Below are 26,031 nucleotides of genomic sequence, written 5' to 3' on the forward strand. Positions count from 1 at the left end.
GTCAGCCGCCGATGTAGCTCATTTCGATGCGACGCTCGCCAGCGGGCGCCTCGGCCCGGCCGCGCAACTCGGAATAGGCATCGGTGCGCCCGCCCCACAGGCTCGCCAGCAGGCCGCGCAACTGGTCCGGGTCCGCGCCTTGACGCAGCGGGCCTCGCAGGTCGTGCCCCTGCGAGGCGAACAGACAGGTATAGAGCCTGCCTTCGGGCGACAGGCGCGCCCGGTTGCAGTCGCCACAGAACGCGTGCGTGACGCTGGTGATGACGCCGATCTCGCCCGCGCCGTCGTCGTAGGCCCAGCGCTCGGCCACCTCGCCGGCGTAATGCGCCGACAGCGGCGAGAGCGGATGTTCCGCGCCGATGCGCGCCAGCACCTCGGCGCCCGGCACCACCTCGGCCAGGTTCCAGCCATTCGTGTTGCCCACGTCCATGTATTCGATGAAGCGCAGGACGTGGCCGGAATGCCGGAAGCGCCGCGCCATGGGCAGGATCTGGTGATCGTTCAGCCCGCGCCGCACCACCATGTTGACCTTCAAGGGGGCCAGGCCCGCCTCCGCCGCCGCGTCGATGCCGCGCAGCACGTCATCAGGCGAGAAATCGGCATCGCTCATCCGGCGAAACAGCACCGGGTCCAGCGCGTCCAGGCTGACCGACACGCGCGTCAGGCCCGCCGCGCGCAGCGCCCGCGCGCGGCGCGCGAGCAGGATGCCGTTGGTGGTCAGCGTCAGGTCCAGGGGCTTGCCTGCCGGCGTGCGCAATTCGGCCAGCATGCCCACCAGCGCATCCAGGTTGCGGCGCATCAGCGGCTCGCCGCCCGTCAGGCGGATCTTCTCCACGCCCAGGTCCACGAAATGGCTGGCCAGCCGGGCGATTTCCTCGAAGGTGAGCATGTCGGCATGCGGCAGGAACTGGTAGTTCGCGTCGAAGACGTCGCGTGGCATGCAGTAGCCGCAACGGAAATTGCAGCGGTCGGTCACCGAGATGCGCAGGTCGCGCAAGGGCCGTCCCCGCGCATCGAGCGGCGTCACGCCCGGCGCGGGCGCATGCCGCGCCGCGCCCGCGTAGGACGGGGCGGCAGGGGTGTCGCGTGCCAGGAAGATGACTTTGCTCATTGGAGGGATGTTAGATCGCGGGGGGCGGCCGCGCCCGAAAGCCCCTGTCGCCAGAGGTGTCCGGGCGCGGCGTGTCACCCTCTGCCGAAAGCCTGCTCGAAGGTCTGCAGCTCGCCGGTGTGGCGCGCATCGTAACCCACCAGCTGCCGCAGGTAGCCCACGAACTCTGGACTGCGCATCAGGCGCAACAGTTCCTGCATGGCCGGCTGCGCCAGGCTGGATTGATGCACCGCAAAGAAATAGCGCTCGCGCACCAGCGGAATGAATGCCAGGCCGAAGCGGCAGGCCGCCGTCTCGACGCCCACGCCGGTGTCGGCCATGCCGCTGGCGATGTGGGCGGCAATGGCCATGTGCGTGAATTCGTTGGTCTCGTAGCCCTGCACCGCGCTGATGGGAATGCCCGCGCGTTCCAGCAGCAGGCTGACCAGGTAGCGCGTGCTGGAACCGATCTGGCGGTTCACGAAGCGCACGTCCGGGCGCGCCAGGTCCGTGATGCCCCGGATGTTCTTGGGATTGCCCGGCTCGACGAACAGCCCGGTGTTGCGCACGGCAAGGTGGATCAGGCGGTAGTTGTCGACGTCCAGCCACTGCGCATAGCGCGCCATGATCGGCGCCTCGAATTCGCCCAGCGGCACCTGGAAGCCCGCCAGGTCGCATTCGTGGCGCTCCAGCGACGCCAGCGCCTCGATGGCCGTGCGGTAGCGCAATTCCATGCCGGGCGCGTGGCCGCTTCCGCTCATGTGATGCATCAGGGCCTCCACCGCGAAGCCGTGGCTGGCGTGCAGGCGCACGTGCGGCTCGCCTTGCGGCAGCAGGCGCTCCAGCTCTTCCTGCAGCTCGGACGCCATGCTCTCCAGCGTCGGCATCAGGCGCGCCTCGATGCGGCGGTTGGCCCACAGCAGGCGTTGCGCGAACGGCGACAGCTGCGTGCCCTGGCGGCGCTTGGTGATGAGCAGCGCCGTGCCGAAGCTTTCTTCGAATTTGCGCAACACCCCCCAGCCGTGCCGGTAGGACAGGCCACAGGCCTTGCAGGCGCCGGCGATGTGGCCGGTGGCATCGATGGCCGCCAGCAACGCCAGCACTTCCTGCAGGGAAACCCCTTGTTCACCATCCGAGCCGAGCAACCACGCGGGGCGCAGGCCGATGCGGAATTTATATGTCATTTAATTCTTATTGAAGCGGCCAAAAACCCGGATTAGAGTAGTCGGCACAGGAACCGCCAGACGGCGATGCGATTAATAATATGTTCCTGGAGACATAATAACCATCGTCATGCAGCCCGGCAAGGCAAACCGCCCCGGCCCGGCGCAGGACGATAGGCACAAGGAGCCAGACATGTCAGTCACCGGCCAACCCGGCGCTGGCGCGCCCATTCGCAAGGCCAGCATCGACCTGGCATCGACAGGCGCGGCACGCGGCACCGACCCGCTGCACAGCGTTCCGTCCGACCAGGCCACCCAGATTGCCGCCGCGCGCATCGTGGGCCTTTACAAGGACCAGCCCGGCGCCCTGCTGCCCATCCTGCACGCCATCCAGCACGAACTGGGCTGCATCCCGCCCGAAACCGTGCAGGTCGTGGCCGACGCGCTGAATCGTTCGCGGGCCGAGGTGCACGGGGTCATCACCTTCTATCCGCACTTCCGCAGCAAGCCCGCCGGGCGCCACGTGGTGGAAATCTGTCGGTCCGAGGCCTGTCAATCGCGTGGCGGCGAGCAGCTTGCCGACCACGCGAGAAAACAGCTGGGCTGCGATTTCCACGAGACCTCCGCGGACGGCGCCGTCACGCTGGAACCCGTGTACTGCCTGGGCCTGTGCGCCCAGTCGCCCTCCGTGATGATCGACGGCCAGCCGCACGCCCGCGTCACCACCGAGAAATTCAACCGGCTGATGCAGGGAGTGCAATCATGAGCGCCCCGCTCACCTTCCCCGCCGCCCCGCGCGAATCCACCGTCACGCTGTATGTGCCCCGCGATGCCGCGGCGCTGGCCGTGGGCGCCGATGCCGTGGCGAACGCCATCGAACAGGAAGCGCAGCAACGTGGGCTGTCCGTCGACATCGTGCGCAACGGCTCGCGTGGCCTGCTATGGCTGGAAACGCTGGTCGAGGTGGCAACGCCGGACGGCCGCGTGGCCTACGGCCCGGTCGAGCCCGAGGACGTGGCGGGCCTGTTCGAGGCCGGCTGGCTGCAAGGCAAGGCGCATGCGCTGTGCCACGGCCAGACCGAAGACATTCCCTATCTGAAGAAGCAGGAGCGCCTGACCTTCGCCCGCGTGGGCATCACCGATCCGCTGTCGCTGCATGACTACGCGGCGCACGGCGGCCTTGAAGGCCTGCGCCGGGCGCTGTCCATGACGCCCGAGCAGATCGTCGAGGAAGTCACGCAATCCGGCCTGCGCGGCCGTGGCGGCGCGGCCTTCCCCGCCGGCATCAAGTGGAAGACGGTGCTGGCCGCCGGCGGCGCGCGGAAGTACATCGTCTGCAACGCCGACGAAGGCGACTCGGGCACGTTCTCGGACCGCCTGCTGATGGAAGGCGACCCCTACGTCCTGATCGAAGGCATGACCATCGCCGGCCTGGCTGTGGGCGCCACCTCCGGCTACCTGTATGTGCGCTCGGAGTACCCGCACGCCATCGCCGCGCTGCAGCAGGCCATCACCCGCGCCCGTGACGTGGGCTGGCTGGGCAAGGACATCCATGGCAGCGGCCGCACCTTCGACCTGGAAGTGCGCGTCGGCGCGGGCGCCTATATCTGCGGCGAGGAAACCTCGCTGCTGGAAAGCCTGGAGGGCAAGCGCGGCGTGGTCCGCGCCAAGCCGCCGCTGCCCGCCATCAAGGGGCTCTTCGGCAAGCCCACCGTCATCAACAACGTCATCACGCTGGCCTCGGTGCCCACCATCCTGGCGCGCGGCGCGGCCTATTACCGCGATTACGGCGTGGGCCGCTCGCACGGCACCCTGCCCTTCCAGCTGGCCGGCAACCTGAAGCAGGGCGGCCTGGTGGAAAAGGCCTTCGGCCTGACCCTGCGCGAACTGCTCTACGACTATGGCGGCGGCAGCGCCTCGGGCCGGCCCCTGCGCGCGGTGCAGGTCGGCGGCCCGCTGGGCGCCTACCTGCCTGAATCGCAATGGGACGTGCCGCTGGACTACGAGGCCTACCAGAAGATTTCGGCCATGGTGGGACACGGCGGCCTGGTCGCGTTCGACGACACCGTCGACATGGCGCACATGGCGCGCTACGCCATGACCTTCTGCGCCGTGGAGTCCTGTGGCAAGTGCACGCCCTGTCGGATCGGCTCCACGCGCGGGGCCGAGGTCATCGACAAGATCCGCGACGGGCGCCAGCGCGAGCAGAACGTCGAACTGCTGCGCGACCTCTGCGACACCATGCTGGGCGGGTCCCTGTGCGCGCTGGGCGGCATGACGCCCTACCCCGTGCTCTCGGCGCTCAACCATTTCCCCGAAGACTTCGGCGTGCGCGCGCCGGCAGACCAGGACGCGCACGCGGCCTAGGCCCCCATCCATACCGTCCGGGCCAGGAAAGGCCGGCAAGGAGACAACCATGCTGGAAACCGTCATCAAGCGCGAACGCGATCTCGGCACCCCCGAGGCGGAGTCCGCCAACACCGTCACGCTGATCATCGACGGCCAGGCCATCACCGTGCCCGAAGGCACGTCGGTGATGCGCGCGGCCGCGCTGGCCGGCATCAACATTCCCAAGCTATGCGCCACCGACAGCCTGGACGCCTTCGGCTCCTGCCGCCTGTGCCTGGTGCAGATCGAAGGCCGCCGCGGCTATCCGGCGTCCTGTACCACCCCGGCCGAGGAAGGCATGGAAGTGGTCACCGAGAACGCCAAGCTGCACGCGCTGCGCCGCGGCGTCATGGAGCTGTACATCTCGGACCATCCGCTGGACTGCCTGACCTGCCCGGCCAACGGCGACTGCGAGCTGCAGGACATGGCCGGCGTCGTGGGCCTGCGCAACGTGCGCTATGGCTACGAAGGCGCCAACCACCTGACCAGCACGGTCGATGACTCCAATCCGTATTTCAGCTACGACGACACCAAGTGCATCGTCTGCAACCGCTGCGTGCGCGCCTGCGAGGAAACCCAGGGCACCTTCGCGCTGACGATCTCGGGCCGCGGCTTCGGCTCGCGCGTCTCGCCGGGCCAGGACGAGCCCTTCCTGCAAAGCGAATGCGTGTCCTGCGGCGCCTGCGTGCAGGCCTGTCCGACGTCGACGCTGCAGGAAAAATCCGTCATCGAACTGGGCCAGGCCGAACACGCCGTGCTCACCACCTGCGCCTATTGCGGCGTGGGCTGCGGCTTCAAGGCCGAGATGAAGGGCCAGGAAGTCGTGCGCATGACGCCGTGGAAGGACGGCAAGGCCAATCGCGGCCACTCCTGCGTGAAGGGACGATTCGCCTGGGGCTACACCACGCACAAGGAACGCGTGCTGAACCCCATGATCCGCAAGAACATCTCCGACCCGTGGCGCGAAGTGTCGTGGGAAGAGGCCATCCAGTACGCCGCCAGCGAGTTCCGCCGCATCCAGGGCCGCTATGGCCGCGACGCCGTGGGCGGCATCACCTCCTCGCGCTGCACCAACGAGGAAACCTGGCTGGTGCAGAAGCTGATCCGCGCCGCCTTCAACACCAACAACGTCGACACCTGCGCGCGGGTCTGCCACTCGCCCACCGGCTATGGCCTGAAGCAGACGCTGGGCGAATCCGCCGGCACGCAGACCTTCGACTCGGTCATGAAGACCGACGTGGTCATCGTCATGGGCGCCAACCCCAGCAGCGGCCACCCGGTGTTCGCCTCGCGCCTGAAGAAGCGCCTGCGCCAGGGCGCGCGCCTCATCGTCATCGACCCGCGCCGCATCGAACTGGTCAGCTCGCCGCACATCAAGGCCGACTACCACCTGCAAGTGCGGCCAGGCACCAACGTGGCGCTGCTGACCGCGCTGGCGCACGTCATCGCCACCGAGGGCCTGATCGACGAGGCCTACGTGGCCGAGCGCTGCGACCCCAAGTCCTTCAACGAATGGCGCGAGTTCGTCTCGCGCGCCGAGAATTCCCCCGAAGCCAGCGCCGAAGTCACGGGCGTGCCGGCCCAGGCGGTGCGCGGCGCCGCGCGGCTCTTCGCCACCCAGGGCAACGGCGCCATCTATTACGGCCTGGGCGTGACCGAGCACAGCCAGGGCTCCACCACCGTCATGGCCATCGCCAACCTGGCCATGGCCACCGGCAACGTCGGCCGCGAAGGCGTGGGCGTGAACCCGCTGCGCGGCCAGAACAACGTGCAGGGCTCCTGCGACATGGGCTCGTTCCCGCACGAACTGCCGGGCTACCGCCACATTTCCGACAACGTGGTGCGCAAGCAGTTCGAGGAAGCCTGGAACGTCACGCTGCAACCCGAGCCGGGCCTGCGCATCCCCAACATGTTCGACGCCGCGCTGGGCGGGACCTTCAAGGGCCTGTACTGCCAGGGCGAGGACATCGTGCAGTCCGACCCCAACACCCAGCACGTGGCCGCGGCGCTGTCGGCCATGGAGTGCATCGTGGTGCAGGACCTGTTCCTGAACGAAACCGCGAAGTACGCCCACGTCTTCCTGCCGGGTTCGTCCTTCCTGGAAAAGGACGGCACCTTCACCAACGCGGAACGGCGCATCTCGCGCGTGCGCAAGGTCATGGAGCCGCGCAACGGCCTGGCCGACTGGGAAGTGACGATGGCGCTGTCCAACGCGCTGGGTTATCCCATGAACTACACCCATCCCAGCGAAATCATGGACGAGATCGCGCGGCTGACCCCGACCTTCACCGGCGTGTCCTACGCCAAGCTGGAAAAAATGGGCAGCATCCAGTGGCCCTGCAATGACGCGGCCCCCGAAGGCACGCCCATCATGCACGTGGACGCCTTCGTGCGCGGCAAGGGCCGCTTCCTGGTCACGCAGTACGTGCCCTCGGACGAGCGCTCCACCCGCAAGTTCCCGCTGCTGCTCACCACCGGGCGCATCCTGTCCCAATACAACGTGGGCGCGCAGACGCGGCGCACGCCCAACGTCATGTGGCATGCCGAGGACGTGCTGGAAATCCACCCGCAGGATGCCGAGGACCGCGGCGTGGCGGAAGGCGATTGGGTCGGCGTGCAAAGCCGCTCGGGCGAGACCGTGCTGCGCGCGACCCTGACGGATCGGGTGCAACCGGGCGTGGTATACACCACCTTCCATTTTCCCGAGTCCGGCGCCAACGTGGTCACCACGGACAGCTCCGACTGGGCGACCAACTGCCCCGAATACAAGGTCACGGCCGTGCAGGTCATGCGCGTGTCGCAGCCTTCCGATTGGCAGCGCAAGTGGTCCCGCTTCACCGACATCCAGCAGAAGCTGTTGCGCGAACGGGCCCGCGAGTCCGACGTCGTGCCCGCCGGGAAGTAAGCCCACCAGGACCTCGCCCCCATGCCCAGCGCCGCCACCGGCACGCCCGACGTACTCGACGCCAACGAGACGCACGCCCTTGCCACCCACGCCACCCTGCCCGTCCTGCGGATCCGGGGCGGCGTGGCGGTGCGCGAGACGCTGACGGACACGCTGGCCGAGGAAACCCCCGTCGCGCTGGAATACAACGGCATCAGCCACGCCACGCTGCTGGCCACGCCCGCCGACCTGGAAGACTTCGCGCTCGGCTTTTCGCTGACCGAGGGCATCGTCGACAGCCTTCAGGACGTGCGCGACCTGAGCCTGCGCGAGGAAAGCGGCGGCGTGGTCGTCGCGCTGGAAGTCTCCAGCGCCAGCTTCGCGCGCCTGAAGGACCGGCGCCGGGCCATGGCGGGGCGCACCGGCTGCGGCCTGTGCGGCGTGGAGACCCTGCCCGAGGTGCTGCGGTCCGTGCGGCCCGTGTCCGCGGGCCAGCCCATTTCGCTGGAGGCCGTGCGCGCGGCCCAACGCGCCATGCGCGCACGCCAGGCGCTGCACGAGATCACCGGCGCCACCCATGCCGCCGCCTGGGCCGACGCCCAGGGCAACGTGCGCCTGGTGCGCGAAGACGTGGGCCGCCACAACGCGCTGGACAAGCTGGTGGGCGGCCTGGCCCGCGCAGGCATGGCGGCCTCGGCAGGCTTCATCGTGGTGTCCAGCCGGGCCAGTTTCGAGATGGTGCAGAAGGCCGCCTGGTCGGGCGCCCCCTTGCTGGCCGCGGTGTCCGCCCCCACGGCGCTGGCCGCGCGGCTGGCCGAGGACGCGGGCCTGACGCTGGTCGGCTTCCTGCGTGACGCCGACTGCACGGTGTATGCCCATCCGGAACGCGTGCGCCTGGCGCCCTGAATCCACACACCCACAACAACGACACCGCCGGAGACAGCAGCATGGATATCCCCAACCTGATCCGCATGGCCAACCGCATCGGCGATTTCTTCGGCGCCATGCCCGACCAGGCGGAGGCCCAGGAGGGCATCACCAACCACATCCAGAAGTTCTGGGAGCCGCGCATGCGCCACGCCCTGCTGGATTTCCTGGCCTCCCACCCCGACGGCCGCGACGGCGACGTGCAACTGCGCGAGAACGTCCACCGCGCTATCACCGACAACCTCGAGCGCCTGCGGCCCGCGGCCTGAGCCGGCGCGACCATGGCCTTCCCCGTTTCCACCCGCGCCGCCCCCAGGCGACGCTCGCTTTCCTGGCAACACCCGCAGTGACAACACAAAATCAGACATCGGTACACGATACGTCCGAGGAGACAGCATGAACACAGCGACCAGTACCCTGGGGATCCCGCCGTCGGCGGGCTTCCTGGACAAGGAAAGAACCATCGCAGGACCGGGCTTCAACCGCTGGCTGGTGCCGCCAGCCGCCCTCGCCATCCACCTTTGCATCGGCATGGCCTATGGCTTTTCCGTGTTCTGGCTGCCGCTGTCCAAGGCCGTGGGCGGCGCGGCGCCGCTGGCCTGCCCGGCCGACATGAGCCTCGTGGCCGAGCTCTTCACCACGTCCTGCGACTGGAAGATCTCCACGATGGGGTGGATGTACACGCTCTTCTTCGTGCTGCTGGGCTGCTCGGCGGCCCTGTGGGGCGGCTGGCTGGAACGCGCCGGCCCGCGCAAGGCCGGCGTCGTGTCGGCGGTGTGCTGGTGCGGCGGCCTGCTGATTTCCGCGCTGGGCGTCTATCTGCACCAGATGTGGATGCTGTGGCTCGGATCGGGGGTCATCGGGGGCATCGGGCTCGGGCTGGGCTATATCTCACCGGTCAGTACGCTCATCAAATGGTTCCCCGACAAGCGGGGCATGGCCACCGGCATGGCCATCATGGGCTTCGGCGGCGGCGCCATGATCGGCGCGCCGCTGGCCGACGTGCTGATGCGCCACTTCGCCACGCCCGACTCGGTCGGCGTCTGGCAGACCTTCCTGGCCATGGCCATCATCTACTTCGTGTTCATGATGTCCGGCGCCATGGGCTACCGCGTGCCGCCCACCGGCTGGAAGCCCGAAGGCTGGACGCCGCCGGCCTCGCAGGTCAACAACGCCATGATCACCAAGGGCCACGTGCACGTGAAGCGCGTCTGGGGCATTCCCCAGTTCTGGCTGGTCTGGGGCGTGCTGTGCCTGAACGTGACGGCGGGCATCGGCATCCTGGGCATGGCGTCGCCGCTGCTGCAGGAAGTGTTCGCCGGCCGCCTGATCGACCAGCCGCAACTGGGCTTCACGGACCTGGACAAGGGGCAGCTGGCCGCCATCGCGGCCATCGCGGCGGGCTTCACCGGCCTGCTCAGCCTGTTCAACATCGGTGGCCGTTTCTTCTGGGCCAGCCTGTCGGACAAGCTCGGCCGCAAGATGACCTATGCCATCTTCTTCGCGCTGGGCATCGTGTTGTACGCGTCGATTCCCTGGACCGGCCAGATGGGCCAGCTCGCGCTCTTCGTGGGCGCCTTCGGCATCATCCTGTCCATGTACGGCGGCGGCTTCGCCACGGTGCCTGCCTACCTGGCCGACCTGTTCGGCACGCAGATGGTGGGCGCCATCCACGGGCGGCTGCTCACGGCATGGTCGGCGGCGGGCATCTTCGGCCCGGTGCTGGTCAACTACATCCGCGAGTACCAGCTGTCCATCGGCGTGCCGCGCGCGCAGGTCTACGACATCACCATGTACATCCTGGCCGGCATGCTGGTGCTGGGTTTCCTGTGCAACCTGGCCATCCGCCCGGTCAACCCCAAGCACTTCATGACCGACGAGGAACTGGCCCGTGAGAAGGCCCTGGCGCACGAACGCGCCGTGGCCTCGGAAGTGCGCGGCAGCGGCAGCTCGACCTATCGCACGCCGATGGCCCTGGTGCTGTTTGCCTGGGCCGCCGTGGGCATTCCCCTGGCCTGGGGCATCTGGGTCACGCTGCAGAAGACCGCCGTGTTGTTCCACTGATACGCCACGCGCGGTCCACGCGGGAACGCCGCTCTCCGGGGCGGCGTTTTCCATTGCGGGATGCACGCTTGCGGCGCTATGCTTCATTTTGTCCTATGACAATAAAGAGCGCCGTCCCATGTACATTCCCGCCGCCTTCGCCGAGACCGATACCGCCGCGCTCCACGGCCTGATCGCCGCGCACCCCTTCGGCACATTGGTCACCCACGGCGCCCAGGGCCTGGACGCCACGCACGTTCCTTTCCTGCTGGCCGCGGACCAGGGCCCACAAGGCACGCTGCTGACCCACATCGCGCGCGCCAACCCCCTGTGGCAGCAGCATGCCGACGGCGAAGCCGTGCTGGTCGTCTTCTCGGGCCCGCAAGGCTACGTGTCGCCCAACTGGTATCCCAGCAAGCATGAGACGCACCGGCAGGTGCCCACCTGGAACTACCAGGTCGTGCACGCCCATGGCCGCCTGCGCATCCGCGACGACGAACGCCATGCGCGCGGCCTGCTGGCCCGGCTGACGCGCGAACACGAGACCCGCTCGCAGCAGTCGCCCCCCTGGAAGATGGGCGACGCGCCGCCAGACTACCTGTCCCAGCATCTGAAAGGACTCGTCTGTCTCGACGTCGAAATCGACCGCCTGGTCGGCGTGTCGAAGCTCAACCAGAACAAGGCCGACGCCGACCGCAATGGCGTGGTGCAGGGGTTGGCGGCGCGTGGCGAGACCGCCCTGGCGCAAGCCATGCGCGACGCAGGCGCGCCGTCGTGATCCGGATCCGGGTGGCGCAGCAGGCCGACATCGCCGATATCTTCGACGTGCGTGGCTCGGTGCGGGAAAATCCTCTGTCGATCGAGGAACTGGCGGCGTTGGGCATCACGGAGAATTCCGTCGCCGACATGATCGCCGCCGAACCTTGCGCCTGGGTGGCGCAGGCCGGTGCGCGCATTGTCGGCTTCGCCATGGCCGATGCCGACACAGGCGGCGTCTTCGCGCTGTTCGTGCGGCCCGAGTGGGAGGGCCAAGGCCTAGGCTCGCTGCTGCTGCGCAAGGCCGAAGCGTTTCTCTTCAGCCGACACGCGGTGCTGTGGCTGGAGACGGACAGCCGCAGCCAGGCCAGCCCGTTCTATCAGCGGCGAGGCTGGCAGGCCACGCGCACACTGGCGGGCACCGACGTGCGTTTGGAGAAGCGGCGCACGCCAGCCGCATGAAGGACGGACTGCACGCAAGCATGAAAAAGCCCGGCGCCTTGCGGCCCGGGCCTGGTCCTGCTGGCATGACGCCCTGGCCGGAAGCCGGCCGGGGCGCCCTTGGCCTTACTTGTCTTCCTTCACGCGGTAGACCAGCACACCGGTGTGGGCCAGCGACAGCACCTTGGCGGTGACGCTGCCCAGCAGCAGGCGCGACAGGCCGCTGCGGCCGTGGCTGCCGATGAAGATCAGGTCGCAGCCGTTGTCGCCGGCAGCCTGGACGATGCCGTCGGCCACGTTGAAGTTCGACACGGACACGCGGGTGCTCTTCACGCCGGCGGTCTCGGCGCGGTGCATCACGGCGTCGAGGTACTTGCCCGCCTGCTCGGCCGCGGCCTGTTCGTAGGACTCGTCGGTGATCGCATAGGCGGCAGCCATGCCGTCGAAACCGATGGTCGCGGCAAAGGGCTGCGTGACGTACAGCGCCACCACTTCGGCGCCAATGGAGCGCGCGAAGGTGATGCCGGCGTTGGCGGCCTGCGACGACAGCGGGGAACCGTCGGTGGGAATCAGGATTTTCTTGAACATGGTGCCAGCTCCTGTAGAGGGTATATCTCGATGCTAGTTGAAAAGCCCGTCCCGCGGTTTGCGCTCGAGCAAGGCGCGGAATGCGCAATCATGGCAGTTCCGCGGGGTCAGCCTTGGCCCGTGGCCGCGCGGAACAGCACGGTACAGCGCGTGCCCGAGCGGCAATAGGCCAGCACCGGCGCGGGCAGGTCCTTCAGCAGGGCCGAGAACTGCGCGACGTCGCCTTGCGTCATGGCGCCGCTCACCACCGGCTGGTAGCGCGCCTGCAGGCCGGCGGCCTCGGCGGCCTCCAGCACGTCCGCCGCGGCGGGCTGGTCGGGACCGCCTTCGAAGTCAGGACGGTTGATGATGACGCTGCGGTATCCCGCGGCCGCGACAGCGGCCATGTCTTCGGGCGCAAGCTGGGGGGCGACCGCGAAATCCTGGGTGAGGCGATTGATGGGTACGGACATGCGGTGTTCTCCTTATGGGTGACGCTACGGTCGAGCTAGCCGCAAGTATAGGCAGAGCCGCGCCAGGCCGCACCTTCCGCCACGTTTGCTTGCTTTTCCGCCTTGGAGGGGCCTTGCGGCTTTCTTGCCCGCTCAGGCCAGGCGCGCGCCCAGCCTGGCCAGCAGCGAGGGCGCCGGTTCATGGCCCACGCCCGGCACGATGTCCAGGCTGACCGTCGCCCCCAGCGATTCCAGGCGATCCTGCGCGGCCTGCGCACCCGCGACCGGCATGACGGCATCCGCGTCGCCGTGCAGCAGATGGACGTTGGCGGTCGGCCGCCGCGTCGGCAGGCTGGCATAGCGGCCGGCGAAGGCCACCACGTCGCCGGCGGGCGCATCGTCCAGCTTGGTCGACTCCAGCGCCATGATGGCGCCCTGCGAGAACCCGGCGATCAGCGTATCGGCCACCGACACGCCGGCTGCCCGGCGCCAGCGGTCCACCGTCGCCGTGAAGCCCGGCATGGCGGCATCCACGCGCGCCTGGCGGTTCTCTTCCGTGACGCCCCGGACCGAGAACCATTGCAGGCCACCCGGCGAGAGATCGGACGCCTCGGGCGAGGCGACGCTGACAACCAGCGCGCGCGGATCGCGGCGCGCGAACCAGTCCGCCACGCCCAGCATGGATTGCGGCACGGAACCGACGCCGTGCATGAGGAGGACGAGACGGGACAGGTCGCCGGCAGGTTGCTGGACGACGATGGACTCAAGGCGGGACATGGGGGAAATTCCTGAAGCAAGGGACGAGGCGCGCGGCCAGTATGAAGGCCCGGCCCGATCGGCAATTTACGGCGCGCCGCTTCAGCAATTAAGGGGCTGATTGGGCATGGAGCATTCCAGATCAAAGAACAGTGGGATGTTACTCCTGTGCCGCCCCGACGCGTGCCATCTGCCGGGCCGCACGCCCCTCACCGCGCCAACACCGACGTCAGCACCGGCCAGGCCGCCCGGTTGTCCATCAAGGCGACCGAGAATCGCATCATGGTGCTGGGCGCCTGCACCGGCGAGAACAGCACGCCCGGCGCCAGCAGCAGGCCCTGCGCGGCGGCGGCCCGCGCCACCGATTCGGTGTCCCGCCCGCAGTCTCCCCACACGAACATGCCGCCGTACGGCTCCGCCGGCACGGTCACGCCCAGCTTGCCCAAGGCCTTGATGCACCGGGCGCGCGCCTCGTCCACGCGCGCGCGTACCCGGTCGGCATGGCGCCGGTACTGCCCTCCCGCCAGGACCCGATGGACGACACGTTCGCCCAGCTCCGGCGACGTCAGCCCGCCCAGCATCTTCAGGTCGGTCAGCTTGCGCAGCAATTCCGGGGAAGCCGCGATATAGCCCACCCGCAGGCTGGCAGCCAGCATCTTGGCGTAGCCGCCCACCAGGATGACGCGGTTCAGCCGGTCCAGCGTGGCGAGCCTGATGGGATTGCCAGGATGCAGATCGCCATAGGTGTCGTCCTCGACGATCATGAAGTCGTGCTTCTCGGCCAGGCGCAGCACGTCATAGGCCGCGCCCGCCGACAGCGTGTGGCCGGTGGGGTTGTGCACGGCCGAATTGATGATGAAGAGCTTGGGCTTGTGCTGGGCCGCCAGGGCATCCAGTTGCGCGATATCCGGGCCGGATGGCCCGCGCGGCACCGGCAGCAGGCGGGCGCCAAAGGCCTCCAGCCGGCCGAAGATCACGAACCAGGCAGGATCCTCGACCAGCACGGCATCGCCGGGGCGGACCAGATGGCGCGCCACCAGGTCCAGCGCGTGTGTCACGCCGCAGGTGGTGAGCAGGTTGCGCTCGGGATGCGCCGGCACGTCGGCGGCCTGCAGGGTGGCTGCAACCTGCTGGCGCAGCGGCAGATAGCCTTGCGGCGCGCCGTAGGACAGCAGGCTCGCCTGCAAGGTGCGCCCCACCGCGCGCACGGCGGCGTTGACCATTTCCTCATCCAGCCACTGCGGCGGCAGAAGTCCCGTGCTGCCGGGCATGCCGCCCCGGCCAGGCACGCTTTGGAACATCGAGCGCAGCAACCAGTTCACGTCGATGCGCGCGGGCGCGGCCAGGGCGTCGTCCGCCTGGGGCGCCAGCGCCTGGCCGCTGCGCGCGCTCACGAAGAAGCCGGCCCCGCGCCGCGATGACGCCAGGCCACGCGCCACCAGCCGGTCGTAGGCCTCGACCATGGTGAAACGACTGACCTCCAGGTGGGTGGCCATCTCGCGGATGGACGGCAGGCGCGTCCCTGGGCGCAGGCCTTGGTCCTCGATGCGCCGCGCCAACTGGTCGGCGATCTGGTCGACCAGGGTGGCGTCGGCGTCGCGCAAGGGCCGCCAGAGCGGCGCATTCTGGGAGGCCAGGGAAGTCTCGGATGCAACTGTCATGGGAATCTGACCAGGCCAGTGATGGAATTGAACAGGCGAAGTGTACCGGTACTGTACTGCTACGCAGGCGTAGAGTGACATGGACCCGGACGCCTCACAAGCCCCGTCCCCGGATATGCCGACACGGCGCCGGAAGACAGAGGCCGGTGTCCCCTCCCAGCATCCAGGACCCGTCATGCCCGCCGCCCCATCCGCCACGCCAGCGCCCGCCACCTCGGGGGCGCCCCCATCCGCCCTGTGGGCTGGCTATGGCTACGGACTGTTGGGCGTCGCCATTTTTTCGCTGACGCTGCCGATGACCCGGCTGGTGGTCGCTCACATGGACCCGCTGCTGGTGGGCCTGGGGCGCGCGCTGCTGGCGGCCCTGCCCGCCGCCTTGTGGCTGATCGCCACCGGCAGCCGCAAGCCCACGCACGCCGAATGGCGCGGCATCGCGCTGTCGGCCTGCGGCATCGTGGTGGGCTGGCCGCTCGCCTCGACGCTGGCGATGCAAAGCGTGCCCGCCGCGCATGGCGCGGTGTTCAACGGCCTGCTGCCGCTGTCGACCGCGCTGTTCGCGGCCTGGCGCGCCGGCGAACGCCCGGCGCGCGGCTTCTGGGTCTGGGCCGTGGCGGGCGCCGTCCTGGTCACGGGCTTCGCCCTGGCCCAGGGCCACGGCAGCCTGCAGACCGGCGACCTGTGGCTGGCGCTTGCCGTCGTGCTGGGCGGCCTCGGCTACGCCGAAGGCGCCCGCGTGGCCCGCACGCTGGGCGGCGCACGCACCATCTGCTGGACGCTGGTGGCCTGCGCCCCCGTGCTGGCCGCGCCCGTCAGCTGGCTGGCCGCCTCCCAGGGCGAACTGCCCGCCCCGGGTGTGCTGGCCGCCTTCGCCTACCTGGCGTTCTTTTCCATGTTCCTCGGCTTCTTCGCGTGGTTTCGCGGACTGGCCAGCGGCGGCATCGCCCGCGTCGGCCAGGTGCAGTTGCTGCAGCCCTTCCTCAGCGTGGTGGCCGCCGACGCATGCTTCGGCGAGGACGTGCCGCCCAGCACCTGGTTCTTCGCCGTCGCCGTCGTCGCCGTCATTACCTGCGGCCGCCGCGCCGCGCAAGGATCCTCCCGCCCATGAACGCATTGCCCACCTTCGCCGCCGCGGCCCCCGTCACGATGGAAGCCACCTTCGCCCTGCTCGGCCCGATCGCGCTGTTCGCGCTGGTCTCGTCCATCACGCCCGGCCCCAACAACGTGATGGTCACCGCCTCGGGACTGACCTTCGGCCTGCGCCGAACCCTCCCGCACGTCCTGGGCATTACGCTGGGCTGGATGGCAATGGTGCTGCTGTGCGGGGCCGGCATGCAGGCCCTGTTCGCGCAATGGCCTGTGCTCTACGACGTGCTGCGCGTGGCCGGCGCGGCCTACCTGCTTTACCTGGCCTGGCGCATCGCCCGTTCCGGTCCGCCGGAAACGGGCCGCGCGGATTCGCGTCCCTTCACCTTCCTGCAGGCCGCGGCCTTCCAGTGGGTGAATCCCAAGGCCTGGATCATGTCCATCGGCGTGGTGGCGTACCTGCCGCAGCAAGGCTTCATCGCCAGCCTGCTGCTGGCCGGCATCGTCTGCGCCGTGGTGAATTTTCCCTGCGTGGTGCTGTGGGCGGCTTTCGGCAGCGCGCTGCGCCATGTGTTGCGCAAGCCCGGCCCCGTCCGTGTCTTCAACGGCGTCATGGCCGTCCTGCTGGTGCTGTCCCTGCTGCCCCTGGTCAGCGAACTGGTCCATTGAATCCAGGAACGCCGCCGTCATGCCCGTCATCGATTGTCCCCCCCGCGCGGCAGTTGCCGCGCCATTAACCCCCTGAAAGGAGTCGTCATCATGTCCCCCGCCGCCATTGCGCAGCAGACCGTCCTCACCGCCACCCCCGCCGCTGCGCCCGTCCGCGCCCGCGTCTTCGTGCGCGCGTGGCGAAAACTGCGCGCGAGGATGCATGAGGCCTGGCTCTATACCGTCGACTCACCGCTGTCCGTGAATCGGCAGGAGCAGGCCCTGCGCGAGTTGTCGCCGCACATGCGGCGCGACATCGGGCTGGATTGACCCCATCACTTCCTTTCGCGCTGGCGCGTCCCTGCGCGCCAGCGCGAAACCCGGCACAATCCCGCAGCGGGCGCCAGGCGCCCCTTACTTGCAGCGGACGTTTCCGGAGCCGTCATGAACTCGCCCAGCAGTCCCGCCGCCGCCGCGGCGCCCTTCGTCATCCGCGACGCGCAGCCGTCCGACTTCGACGCCATCCAGGACATCTATCGCCATCACGTCCTGCACGGGCTGGCCACCTTCGAGGAAATCCCGCCCGACGCCGCCGAGTTGCGCACGCGCCACGACAACATCGTGGGCCAGGGCCTGCCCTACCTCGTCGCCGTCCGTGACGGCCAGGTGCTCGGCTACGCCTATGCCTCGGCCTACCGTCCCCGCCCGGCCTACCGCTATACGGTCGAGGACTCCATCTACCTGGCGCACGACGCTGGCCGCCAGGGCCTGGGCGCCGCACTGCTGGCCGCCCTGATCCAGCGCTGCGAACAAGGCCCCTGGCGCCAGATGATCGCCGTGATCGGCAACAGCGAGAACCAGGGCTCCATCGCGGTGCACACCAGGCTGGGCTTCACCCTGACGGGGATCCAGCCCAACACCGGCTACAAGCTGGGGCGCTGGGTCGACACCGTCCTCATGCAGCGCGCCCTGGGACCGGGCGGCAGCACGCCGCCAGGGAACCCCACCGCTTCGTGACGGTCTGATTACGTTCCTCGAACTTCCCCCGGGCGGCACGCACCGCCCCGCACGCCCTTGAACCTTCCCGTGTCCCTGCTCGGCTGGCGCAAACTGACGCTGGCCGGTGTCCTGCTTGCCGGCGGCGTGGCGGGCTGCAACCAGCTCGACACCTGGCAGCGGCGCGCCATCTTCTCGATTGAAAGCGATGCGCGCGGCTGGCACCGCGAGCCCTCGTCCCAGACGCGCGTCTATGACCTGGCCGTGGGCGACGGCCAGACGGTGCGCGCCTGGTACCAGCCCAGCGCCAACCCGAATGCCGCGACCGTGCTGTACCTGCATGGCGCGCGCTGGAACCTGAACGGCAGCGCCTTCCGGATCGAACGCTGGGCGCAGTTGGGCTACGCCGTGCTGGCCATCGATTACCGGGGCTTTGGCGCCTCGACGCCGCTCCTGCCTTCGGAGGCCACGGCCACCGAGGACGCCAGCGTGGCGCTGGCGGAACTGGCCCGCCTGCAGCCCGATCCCTCGCGCCGCTTCGTCTATGGCCACAGCCTGGGCGGCGCCATCGCCATGAACGCGGTCAACGAGGCAGACCGGCCCGAACTGGCCGGCGTGATCGTGGAATCCAGCTTCACCAACGTCAACGCCATGCTGGCCACGCTGCGCTGGGGCTGGATCCCGGGGCTGGGCCTGCTGGTGACGCAACCCTTCGACTCCTTGGCCAAGGCCGCGCAGCTGAAACTGCCGGTGCTGTTCATCCATGGCACGGGCGACAACGTGGTGCCGCACGAGATGAGCGACGCCCTGTACGCCGCCGCGCGGCAGGTGCCCGACGGCTATCGCCGCCTGCTGAAGGTGGAAGGCGCCTCGCACTCGGGCGCCAGCCGGTCGGGTCCGGAATACGACCGGACCGTGCGGGATTTCGTCACGGATGTCGGGCAGGCGATGCGCAAGGGGACGCTGGCGGCGTCCTCCAGCCAGGACTAGAGGGCCTTCCTCCAGACCCGCAACGGAATGCAGGTCTGCAGGCGATGCACCGCCCGGTCGATCAGCACCGGATGCAGGACATGTCCAACCTCTGAAGCCACGTCCAGCGTCGCGTCGGCCTGGCGCTCGGCCAGGTGGGTATAGCCCGCACGCACGAGTTGCACCGGCATGATGGTGTCTTCCTCGCCGTGGAAGAGGTGCAGCGTGGTCAGCTCGGGCGCCCGATTGGGCAACTGGGCAAAGCGGCCCGAGAACGCCAGCACGCGGCCCACCAGGCCATCATGGGCCACCGTCAGCTCCAGCGCCATGATGGCGCCCTGCGAGAAACCGGCGATGGCGGTTTCATCGCCCGACAGGCCGAAGCGCGCCTGGGCGCGCCGCACGAAATCTTCCAGCAGCGGCAGGCTTTGCCCCACGCGCTCGGCGCGCTCGCCGTCCTTCATGTTCAGCACGGAAAACCATTGGCCGCCATGGCCCACGCCTTCGTAAGGCTGGAACCCTTCGGGCATCAGGACAGCGGCATCGGGGAAATGCTGGCGCAGGATCACCGCCAGGGGCAGCATCGACGAGGCGGACGCGCCCAGGCCATGCAGCAGGATGAACAGCTGCTTGGGGGGCCCCTGCTCGGGCAACAGTTCGATGACGGGGGTGTGGGGGACGTCCGACATGGCAGGGCTCCGCAATGACATGGCCCCAGAATATCAGGCTCGCGCGCCCGTGACTGCCCCAACCTTACCCAGACAGCGGGCTCTGCAAAAATCTTTTACGCTTGAATGGCCTGTCGATGTAAGTGAGGACTTACAGCAAGAGCATCACCGCGATGGGGGTGATCGACACGTTCACCAGGCCGGCCAGGATCATCACGAGGCCCGCGATCGAGCCTTCTTCCGCCGCATATTCGCGCGCCTTCGCCACGCCGACGCCATGCGCGCCCATGCCCAGCAAGGCGCCACGCGCCAGCGAAGAGCGCAGCGGCAGCCACTTGCGCATCACCTGCCCCACCACCGCGCCCAGCAAGCCTGTCAGCACCACGAACACCGCCGTCAATTCCGGCACCCCGCCCACGCGGCTGGACACCGGCAGGGCGAACGGCGTGGCGATGGAGCGCGGCAGCAGGCTGCGTTGCAAGTCCGAGGGCAGATTCAGCCACGAGGCCAGCAACCAGCTGCTGAAGGCAGCGATGGTGCTGCCGGCAATGACGCCCGCCAGCAGCGCGGGCCAGTGGCGGCGGATGAGCGCGCGCTGCTCGTAGACCGGCAGCGCGAAGGCCACCGTGACCGGCCCGATCATGGCCAGCAGCCATTGGCTGCCTTGTATGTATTCGCTATAACGGGTGTGCAGCGCACCGGCGATCGCCAGCAGGATGACGGGCGTCAGCAGCAGAGGGGAATTCCACCAGCTCGGTGCGCGCCGGTAGAAATGGCGCGCGACCACGTAGACCAGCACCGTCGCGACGGGCCAGGCCACATAGGCCAGTTCAGTGCGCATGGCGCAAGCTCCACCGGTAGCAGGCATCGATGGTCAGCGCCGTGGCGCCCATGATCATCGTCGTGCCCACCACGATCACCAGCAGCAGTTTCAGGCCCAGCAGGCTCAGGAATTCACCGTGATCCAGCAGCGACATCACCGCCGGCACGAAGAACAGCAGCATTTCGGCCAGCAGCAGGCGCGAGCCGCCGCGCAGCATGCCCGGCTTCATCTGGCGGCTGGCCAGGAGCGCCAGCACCGCCACCATGCCCACCACGCCACCCGGCAAGGGCAGGCCCAGCAGACGCACCACCGCGTCGCCGGCCACCGAGAAGGCGGCAAGCAGACCGATCTGCAGCAGGCGGCTGCGACGCAGGGCCCGGCGGCTGGAGATCGAGAGGTGTCTGAGGGTTTTCATGGATACACACGGAATCTGTTCTATGGGTGTTATTTTTACGCTGCTTTGCAGCATACTCAAAATGAATTAGTAGAATTACACTGATTCGATATTGGAATAGTCTGGAACGCATTATGGAACTTCGCACCCTCAGGGCCTTCGTCGAGGTCGTCCGCCAAGGCGGTTTCTCCCAGGCCGCCAAGGCCATCCACGCCAGCCAGCCCACGATCAGCAAGGCCGTGCGCAGCCTGGAGGAAGAGCTGGACGTCCAATTGCTGGACCGTGCGCCCGGCCAGGCCGTGCGCCTGACCAGCGCGGGCGAAATCGTCTACCGGCGTGCGCTGACCATGTTGGCCGAACGCGACGATCTGCGCACCGAGCTGGATGAGCTACGCGGGTTCAAGCGGGGAGAACTGCGGCTGGGCCTGCCGCCGCTGGGCAGCAGCGTGCTGTTCGCGCCCCTGTTCGCCACCTATCGCAGCCGATTCCCCAATATCGACATCCGCCTGGTGGAGCACGGCAGCAAGCGCCTGGAAGACATGCTGGGCACGGGGGAGATCGAGCTGGCAGCCTCGCTGATGCCGGTGCCGCCGCAGTTCGAGTGGCAGCCCGTCAGCCGTGAACCGCTGATGGTGGCGCTGGCCCAGGATCATCCGCTGGCAAGCCGCAACGGCATCGCCATGAAGGAACTGGCCGACACGCCCTTCATCCTGTTCGACAGCGGTTTCGCGCTGAACCCGATCATCCTGGAGTCCTGCCAGCGCGCGGGCTTCGAGCCCTCGGTGGCCGCCCGCAGCGGACAGATCGACTTCATCATCGCGCTGGTGGCCGCGCACATGGGCGTGGCCTTTCTTCCCCGCATGCTGGCCGCGCAGCATGCCTATCCAGGGGTGACCTATGTGCCGCTGGAGGAAGCCGACACGGTGTGGCACATGGTGCTGATCTGGCGGGCGGGCGGCTATCTGTCGCACGCCGCGCTCGCCTGGCTCTCGTTGACGCAGGAGACCTACGCGCCGCTGTAGCCGCGGTTGCGCCAATACGCGGCGCGCGCCCGGTCATAGCCCAGGTTGTACAGATAGGTATAGGGCAGGAAGAACAGCAGCAGGCCGATGTCCAGCAGGAAGGCTTCCCACAGCGAGATCGACAGCCACCAGGCCGCCATCGGCACGATGGCCAGGATCAGCCCCGCCTCGAAACCCAGCGCATGCGCCACGCGCAGGCCCGTGTTGCGCACCCAGCCGCGCGCGCGCTCCACGCGCTCGAAGGCCGCGTTGTAGATCATGTTCCACGCCATCGCCACCAGCGAGATGGCGCCGGTCAGGATGCCCATGCTGAGCAGGGGCTTGCCCATCAGCCAGGCGAGCGTGGGCGCACACAGCGCCACGGCCATGATCTCGAACAGCGCCGCGTGCAGGACGCGTTCGGCGAGGGATTTCTTCGGGACAGTCACAACGACCTCGGTACGGGGTTAAGGACAACGGGTGCCATTGTGTTCGGAAATTCCGGCATTTAAAAGATAGAATCCATCGGGATGGCCGATTGATAAATGAGGACAAGCCGCGATGGCCATTTATAGGGTCAGCGCATTGACCCGCAAGACACGACCGCTAAAATGTATATGCCAACAACATATCCCAACACGAGGCCGCCATGGAACAAGGTGCCATCTTCAAAAGCAACCGAAGCCAGGCCGTCCGACTGCCCAAGGCAGCGGCCATGCCCGAAGGCGTCACACGCGTAGATATCCTCAGCATCGGGCGTACCCGCATCCTGGCGCCCGCCGGCGAAGCCTGGGACAGTTGGTTCCAGGCGGAAGGTGCCAGTGCCGACTTCATGGATACCCGAGACCAGCCCGCGGATCAGCACCGGGAGACCTGGTGATGCAGAAGTGGATGCTCGATACCAACATTTGCATCTACACCATCAAGAACAGACCCGAACGTGTTCGCCACGCGTTCAACCAGCGCTCGAGCAGTCTCTGCATCAGTACGATTTCCGCGATGGAACTGGTATACGGCGCGGAGAAATCCGCGTCCCCCGCCCGCAACCTCGCCACAGTGGAAGGTTTTCTGGCCCGCCTGGACGTCCTCGACTATGACCGCGCCGCCGCGATCAATACTGGTCAACTGCGCGCCGAGCTGGCCCAGGCCGGCACGCCCATCGGCGCCTACGATGCCATGATCGCGGGACATGCGCGTTCCAGGGGTTTCGTGCTGGTCAGCAACAACACCCGCGAATTCACCCGTGTACCGGGCCTGCGCCTGGAGGATTGGGCCCTGGGACCTGAAGACACCCCCCCCCTCTAGGGTCTGCGCCTGCCATGGCCTACTCGCTGGACACCCTCACCGCCTTCGTCGAAGCCGCCGCGCTGGGCTCGTTTTCCGCCGCGGCGCGCAAGCTGGGCAAAAGCCAGTCCACCATCAGCGAGGCCATCGCCAACCTGGAAATCGACCTGGGCGTGGCGCTGTTCGAGCGCAGCGGCCGCCAGCCCGTGCTGACCGCCGCGGGCCACGCCCTGCTCGTGCAGGCGCGCGGCGTGCTCAGCGCCAACGAGAAGCTGGGCCGGCTGGCCAGCCGCCTGGCCGGCGGCCATGAGCCGCGCCTGACCCTGGCACTGTCGGACACCTTCCAGTCCGAGGAGTGGGAAAGCATCCTGGCCGAGATCGACCAGCGCTATCCGGACATGGAGTTCGAGTGCCTGATTTCGGAAGACGCCGATGTCGTCGTCACCGTGCAGCGGGGCCGGGCAAACCTGGGATTGCTGGCGGCCCGCGGCAGTTATCCGCCCGACCTGGCATCAGCCACGCTGCCGCACCTGTCGGAAATGGTGCTGGTGGCGGGTGCCTCGCACCCGCTGGCCAAGCTGCGCGAGGTCACCGATGAGGACATCTACGCGGCCCGCGAACTGCGCATCGCCCTGTATGAAAGCCCGCAGGAAGGGCCGACGCATTCGTCCCGCTGCTGGTCCGCGCCCAGCTACCTGATGCTGCTGGAGATGGCGGTGGCCGGTTTTGGCTGGACCCGCATGCCGCGCTGGATGATCACCCGCTTCGCGCCGCCGGGCAGTGTCGTGGAGCTGAAAGCGGCGGGATGGCCGAAACGGATCGCGGTGGATGCGCTGTGGTCGAACCAGAAGGCGCTGGGACCGGCGGGAAGCTGGCTGTTGGAGCGGGTGTTGAAGCGTTAGCAGTAAGCATAAATTGACCAATATTTTAGTCAATTTATATGGTAATTTGGCTTTCATCCACCCAAATATGGGTCACTGCCGTGAGCCAGCCATGACGACCTATCTTGCAAATATTGGAAGCGCCGTCCGTACTCGCCGCGATGCCCTGGGCCTGTCACAACAACGGCTGGCCCATCTCAGCGGTCTGTCGCGGCAGACGCTCAGTGGCCTCGAGAACGGCACACTGCAAGACCTGGGGTTCAATCGCGTTGCCCAAGTCTTGAATCTCCTCGGCTTGAATGCCCCCGCTCCCAGCACGCAAGCCCGGGATCAGAAGCACGGGCTATGGATGGCTGCCAAGACCGCCAGCGTCAGCTACAAGCGCGAACTTGATGCAGACACCCTGGCCCATGCGCTGGCCACGGGCAACGTCCCCGATGCGTTCCTCGCTCACGTAGCGAAACTGCTGGAAGAGGCCCCCCTGCCCATCGTGGTCATGGCCGTGGAAGAAACGGCCCAACGTGAACAGGTAAAGCCGCAGCATGTCTGGCGCAACGTCGCCAAACTGGCAAAGGACCTTGAACTTTCCAGACAGGACGTGCTGGCATGACCGCCTCCCGCGAGCTCCCTTCCGGGCCGTGGGAAGTCCTTCTGTCACGGGCGCTTTCTCTGCTCGCCGACCTGCAAAGTATCGGTGGCATCTCGGACCCATATTGGACGCTTGGCGGCGGCACCGTGCTGATGTTCCGGCACGACCATCGCACCAGCAAGGACATCGACATCTTTGTCCCGGATCCCCAGTACCTGGGATACCTGACGCCTCGCCTGAGCGATCGTACCGCGGATCTCACGACAAACTACGTTGAAGATCCAAGCTCATATATCAAGCTCCAGTTCGAAGAGGGCGAGATCGATTTCGTGGCATCGCCCAATCTCCTGAAGAATGCCTGGGAGCGGTGGGAAATTCAGGGGCAGGCAATACGCGTCGAGCACTCCGCTGAAATCATTGCCAAGAAAATGTTCCACCGGGGCAATCAGGCAAGTGCGCGAGACCTGTTCGACCTGTGCCTCGTCATCGAGCGGGAGCCCGACATGCTGATGACGGCCGCGCCACACCTGCTGCTGCATCGGGACGCCTTTCTTGCCCGCATCCAAAAGCCTTCGGCCATATTGCGCAGCAGCTTCGAAGCCATCGACACACGTCGTTATACGCCCAGCTTCGCGCACTGCGTCGACGTCGCGTCGTCCTTCCTCAAAAACCTTTAGGCCACCCTCACGCCTCGTCCGCCCACCGCTCCGGCACGAAGCGGCGCGACGGCGCCAGCACCTGGCGCATCACCTGTGTCAGCGGCATCTCCGGCGCGCCGCGTTGTTCTGCCGCCTCGATCACCGCGAAGATCCCACCCACGCCCAATGCCAAGGCGTTGGCCAGGCTTTCGCCTTCCAGCCACGCGGCCAGGAAACGCGCCGTCATCACATCGCCCGTTCCCGTCAGCGCGGGAGACAGCAGTGGCGTGCGCACGCGCCATACCTCGCCCTTCGCCGTGCCCGCCACGTTGGCCACGGTACCGTCTTCGGCGGGCACGCTGCTGACGACCACCGGCCGGTTGGCCGGTCCGCTCAGGGCACGCAGGCGCGCCACGATGGAGGCGGGCTCGGTGCCTTGCAGGCGATCCAGCTCGAAGGTGTTCGGCGTGAGGATATCGGCCAAGGGCACGAGTGCTTCCGCAATGGCCTCCGCACAGGCCGGGTTCACGTACAGCCCCGACTTGGCATCGCCCATCACCGGATCGCACAGGTAAAGCACGCCGGGATGCTTGGCCTTCAGTTCACGGATGAAGGCGGCGGTGGTGCGCACGATCTCGGCCGACCCCATCCAGCCTGTCAGCACTGCCGTGATGTCAGACGGCTGCACGCGCTGCATGATGCCCGACAGCAGGTCACCCACTTCCTTGGCGCCAATGGGCGCCCGGGTGAAGTCGGGATAGTGGGGGGTATTGGAAAGCAGCGTCGTGGGGACCGGCAGCACCGTCAGGCCGGCGGCCTGGAGGACAGGGACTGCTGCGGAATTGCCGGCATAGCCGTAGACGAGTTGGGATTGGAGGGAGAGGACGAGCATGATGCGACGCGGGTGTCACGAAAATGAAAACCGAGAT

General features: G+C 67.8%; 30 protein-coding genes. 19 read left to right on the forward strand and 11 right to left on the reverse strand.

Annotated features, from left to right (window positions below):
• Position 1: 1 nt before the first annotated feature.
• On the reverse strand, positions 2 to 1,111 hold the full coding sequence (moaA, locus tag ODI_RS17150; protein ID WP_067750066.1) for a GTP 3',8-cyclase MoaA: 1,110 nt from the start codon (positions 1,109 to 1,111) through the stop codon (positions 2 to 4).
• A gap of 74 nt (positions 1,112 to 1,185) precedes the next feature.
• Positions 1,186 to 2,274 carry a substrate-binding domain-containing protein gene (locus ODI_RS17155; RefSeq protein ID WP_067750064.1) on the reverse strand — a complete coding sequence of 363 codons (1,089 nt, stop codon included), beginning with the start codon at positions 2,272 to 2,274 and terminating at the stop codon, positions 1,186 to 1,188.
• 172 nt (positions 2,275 to 2,446) lie between these two features.
• Here ODI_RS17155 and ODI_RS17160 point away from each other — a divergent pair, with 172 nt between their 5' ends.
• The 8 genes from ODI_RS17160 (at position 2,447) to ODI_RS17195 (ending at position 11,713) form a co-directional block, all read left to right on the forward strand.
• Positions 2,447 to 3,019: a formate dehydrogenase subunit gamma gene (locus ODI_RS17160; protein WP_067750063.1), complete on the forward strand. Its 573-nt coding sequence runs from the start codon at positions 2,447 to 2,449 to the stop codon at positions 3,017 to 3,019.
• On the forward strand, positions 3,016 to 4,620 hold the full coding sequence (locus ODI_RS17165; protein ID WP_067750062.1) for a formate dehydrogenase beta subunit: 1,605 nt from the start codon (positions 3,016 to 3,018) through the stop codon (positions 4,618 to 4,620). The genes ODI_RS17160 and ODI_RS17165 overlap by 4 nt, the downstream gene beginning before the upstream one ends.
• Positions 4,621 to 4,669: 49 nt before the next feature.
• The gene (gene fdhF, locus ODI_RS17170; RefSeq protein ID WP_067750061.1) at positions 4,670 to 7,546 is read left to right on the forward strand and encodes a formate dehydrogenase subunit alpha; all 2,877 of its coding nucleotides are present in this window, start codon (positions 4,670 to 4,672) and stop codon (positions 7,544 to 7,546) included.
• 21 nt (positions 7,547 to 7,567) lie between these two features.
• Entirely contained in the window at positions 7,568 to 8,431 is an 864-nt protein-coding gene (fdhD, locus tag ODI_RS17175; RefSeq protein WP_082985154.1) for a formate dehydrogenase accessory sulfurtransferase FdhD, read from the forward strand.
• 41 nt (positions 8,432 to 8,472) lie between these two features.
• Complete coding sequence (locus ODI_RS17180; protein WP_067750057.1) at positions 8,473 to 8,721, forward strand: formate dehydrogenase subunit delta; 249 nt, start codon at positions 8,473 to 8,475, stop codon at positions 8,719 to 8,721.
• Between the two features lie 127 nt (positions 8,722 to 8,848).
• Complete coding sequence (locus ODI_RS17185; RefSeq protein WP_067750055.1) at positions 8,849 to 10,516, forward strand: OFA family MFS transporter; 1,668 nt, start codon at positions 8,849 to 8,851, stop codon at positions 10,514 to 10,516.
• A 118-nt stretch (positions 10,517 to 10,634) separates the two neighbouring features.
• Complete coding sequence (locus ODI_RS17190; RefSeq protein WP_067750053.1) at positions 10,635 to 11,273, forward strand: FMN-binding negative transcriptional regulator; 639 nt, start codon at positions 10,635 to 10,637, stop codon at positions 11,271 to 11,273.
• On the forward strand, positions 11,270 to 11,713 hold the full coding sequence (locus tag ODI_RS17195) for a GNAT family N-acetyltransferase (protein ID WP_067750051.1): 444 nt from the start codon (positions 11,270 to 11,272) through the stop codon (positions 11,711 to 11,713). Before ODI_RS17190 ends, ODI_RS17195 begins: the two co-directional genes overlap by 4 nt.
• Positions 11,714 to 11,818: 105 nt before the next feature.
• Here the strand turns inward: ODI_RS17195 and ODI_RS17200 are convergent, their stop codons facing one another.
• The 4 genes from ODI_RS17200 to ODI_RS17215 all read right to left on the reverse strand — a co-directional run bounded on the left by ODI_RS17200 (position 11,819) and on the right by ODI_RS17215 (position 15,071).
• Positions 11,819 to 12,280: a universal stress protein gene (locus tag ODI_RS17200; RefSeq protein WP_067750049.1), complete on the reverse strand. Its 462-nt coding sequence runs from the start codon at positions 12,278 to 12,280 to the stop codon at positions 11,819 to 11,821.
• 107 nt (positions 12,281 to 12,387) lie between these two features.
• Positions 12,388 to 12,732 carry a TIGR01244 family sulfur transferase gene (locus ODI_RS17205; protein ID WP_067750047.1) on the reverse strand — a complete coding sequence of 115 codons (345 nt, stop codon included), beginning with the start codon at positions 12,730 to 12,732 and terminating at the stop codon, positions 12,388 to 12,390.
• Between the two features lie 132 nt (positions 12,733 to 12,864).
• On the reverse strand, positions 12,865 to 13,488 hold the full coding sequence (gene ypfH / locus ODI_RS17210; protein WP_067750045.1) for an esterase: 624 nt from the start codon (positions 13,486 to 13,488) through the stop codon (positions 12,865 to 12,867).
• A 188-nt stretch (positions 13,489 to 13,676) separates the two neighbouring features.
• Entirely contained in the window at positions 13,677 to 15,071 is a 1,395-nt protein-coding gene (locus ODI_RS17215; protein WP_173719736.1) for an aminotransferase-like domain-containing protein, read from the reverse strand.
• A 232-nt stretch (positions 15,072 to 15,303) separates the two neighbouring features.
• Here ODI_RS17215 and ODI_RS17220 point away from each other — a divergent pair, with 232 nt between their 5' ends.
• The 5 genes from ODI_RS17220 to ODI_RS17240 all read left to right on the forward strand — a co-directional run bounded on the left by ODI_RS17220 (position 15,304) and on the right by ODI_RS17240 (position 18,845).
• The gene (locus tag ODI_RS17220) at positions 15,304 to 16,233 is read left to right on the forward strand and encodes a DMT family transporter (RefSeq protein ID WP_067750041.1); all 930 of its coding nucleotides are present in this window, start codon (positions 15,304 to 15,306) and stop codon (positions 16,231 to 16,233) included.
• Positions 16,230 to 16,880: a LysE family translocator gene (locus ODI_RS17225; RefSeq protein ID WP_067750039.1), complete on the forward strand. Its 651-nt coding sequence runs from the start codon at positions 16,230 to 16,232 to the stop codon at positions 16,878 to 16,880. Before ODI_RS17220 ends, ODI_RS17225 begins: the two co-directional genes overlap by 4 nt.
• A gap of 90 nt (positions 16,881 to 16,970) precedes the next feature.
• Positions 16,971 to 17,189, forward strand: a complete 219-nt coding sequence (locus ODI_RS17230) for a hypothetical protein (RefSeq protein WP_067750037.1) — start codon at positions 16,971 to 16,973, stop codon at positions 17,187 to 17,189.
• A 114-nt stretch (positions 17,190 to 17,303) separates the two neighbouring features.
• Entirely contained in the window at positions 17,304 to 17,876 is a 573-nt protein-coding gene (locus tag ODI_RS17235; RefSeq protein WP_067750032.1) for a GNAT family N-acetyltransferase, read from the forward strand.
• 69 nt (positions 17,877 to 17,945) lie between these two features.
• Positions 17,946 to 18,845 carry an alpha/beta hydrolase gene (locus ODI_RS17240; protein WP_067750027.1) on the forward strand — a complete coding sequence of 300 codons (900 nt, stop codon included), beginning with the start codon at positions 17,946 to 17,948 and terminating at the stop codon, positions 18,843 to 18,845.
• On the opposite strand, the gene ypfH (ODI_RS17245) is transcribed toward ODI_RS17240, so the two are convergent.
• From ypfH (ODI_RS17245) to ODI_RS17255, 3 genes are all read right to left on the reverse strand, one after another.
• A complete protein-coding gene (ypfH, locus tag ODI_RS17245) occupies positions 18,842 to 19,513 on the reverse strand; it encodes an esterase (protein WP_067750025.1) in 672 nt (223 codons plus the stop codon). The genes ODI_RS17240 and ypfH (ODI_RS17245) overlap by 4 nt on opposite strands.
• Before the next feature lie 130 nt (positions 19,514 to 19,643).
• On the reverse strand, positions 19,644 to 20,333 hold the full coding sequence (locus ODI_RS17250; RefSeq protein ID WP_067750022.1) for an LrgB family protein: 690 nt from the start codon (positions 20,331 to 20,333) through the stop codon (positions 19,644 to 19,646).
• Entirely contained in the window at positions 20,323 to 20,730 is a 408-nt protein-coding gene (locus tag ODI_RS17255; RefSeq protein ID WP_067750016.1) for a CidA/LrgA family protein, read from the reverse strand. Before ODI_RS17255 ends, ODI_RS17250 begins: the two co-directional genes overlap by 11 nt.
• A 113-nt stretch (positions 20,731 to 20,843) precedes the next feature.
• Here ODI_RS17255 and ODI_RS17260 point away from each other — a divergent pair, with 113 nt between their 5' ends.
• Complete coding sequence (locus tag ODI_RS17260; RefSeq protein WP_067750014.1) at positions 20,844 to 21,731, forward strand: LysR family transcriptional regulator; 888 nt, start codon at positions 20,844 to 20,846, stop codon at positions 21,729 to 21,731.
• Here ODI_RS17260 and ODI_RS17265 read toward each other — a convergent pair.
• Positions 21,716 to 22,099, reverse strand: coding sequence for a multidrug/biocide efflux PACE transporter (locus tag ODI_RS17265; protein WP_408635953.1), 384 nt, complete (start codon positions 22,097 to 22,099; stop codon positions 21,716 to 21,718). The genes ODI_RS17260 and ODI_RS17265 overlap by 16 nt on opposite strands.
• A 260-nt stretch (positions 22,100 to 22,359) precedes the next feature.
• Here ODI_RS17265 and vapB point away from each other — a divergent pair, with 260 nt between their 5' ends.
• From vapB to ODI_RS17290, 5 genes are all read left to right on the forward strand, one after another.
• Positions 22,360 to 22,590 carry a type II toxin-antitoxin system VapB family antitoxin gene (gene vapB, locus ODI_RS17270; RefSeq protein ID WP_067750012.1) on the forward strand — a complete coding sequence of 77 codons (231 nt, stop codon included), beginning with the start codon at positions 22,360 to 22,362 and terminating at the stop codon, positions 22,588 to 22,590.
• Between the two features lie 11 nt (positions 22,591 to 22,601).
• Positions 22,602 to 23,015, forward strand: a complete 414-nt coding sequence (gene vapC, locus ODI_RS17275; protein ID WP_331716303.1) for a type II toxin-antitoxin system tRNA(fMet)-specific endonuclease VapC — start codon at positions 22,602 to 22,604, stop codon at positions 23,013 to 23,015.
• A 14-nt stretch (positions 23,016 to 23,029) separates the two neighbouring features.
• The gene (locus tag ODI_RS17280) at positions 23,030 to 23,896 is read left to right on the forward strand and encodes a LysR family transcriptional regulator (RefSeq protein ID WP_067750008.1); all 867 of its coding nucleotides are present in this window, start codon (positions 23,030 to 23,032) and stop codon (positions 23,894 to 23,896) included.
• Between the two features lie 91 nt (positions 23,897 to 23,987).
• Positions 23,988 to 24,485 (forward strand): helix-turn-helix domain-containing protein, encoded by a 498-nt coding sequence (locus ODI_RS17285; protein WP_067750006.1) that lies wholly within the window; start codon positions 23,988 to 23,990, stop codon positions 24,483 to 24,485.
• The gene (locus ODI_RS17290; RefSeq protein WP_067750001.1) at positions 24,482 to 25,141 is read left to right on the forward strand and encodes a nucleotidyl transferase AbiEii/AbiGii toxin family protein; all 660 of its coding nucleotides are present in this window, start codon (positions 24,482 to 24,484) and stop codon (positions 25,139 to 25,141) included. Before ODI_RS17285 ends, ODI_RS17290 begins: the two co-directional genes overlap by 4 nt.
• 7 nt (positions 25,142 to 25,148) lie before the next feature.
• Here the strand turns inward: ODI_RS17290 and pdxY are convergent, their stop codons facing one another.
• Positions 25,149 to 25,994, reverse strand: a complete 846-nt coding sequence (gene pdxY / locus ODI_RS17295) for a pyridoxal kinase (protein WP_067749998.1) — start codon at positions 25,992 to 25,994, stop codon at positions 25,149 to 25,151.
• Positions 25,995 to 26,031 lie beyond the last annotated feature (37 nt).

The sequence above is a fragment of the Orrella dioscoreae genome, assembly GCF_900089455.2.
Taxonomy (GTDB): domain Bacteria; phylum Pseudomonadota; class Gammaproteobacteria; order Burkholderiales; family Burkholderiaceae_B; genus Orrella; species Orrella dioscoreae.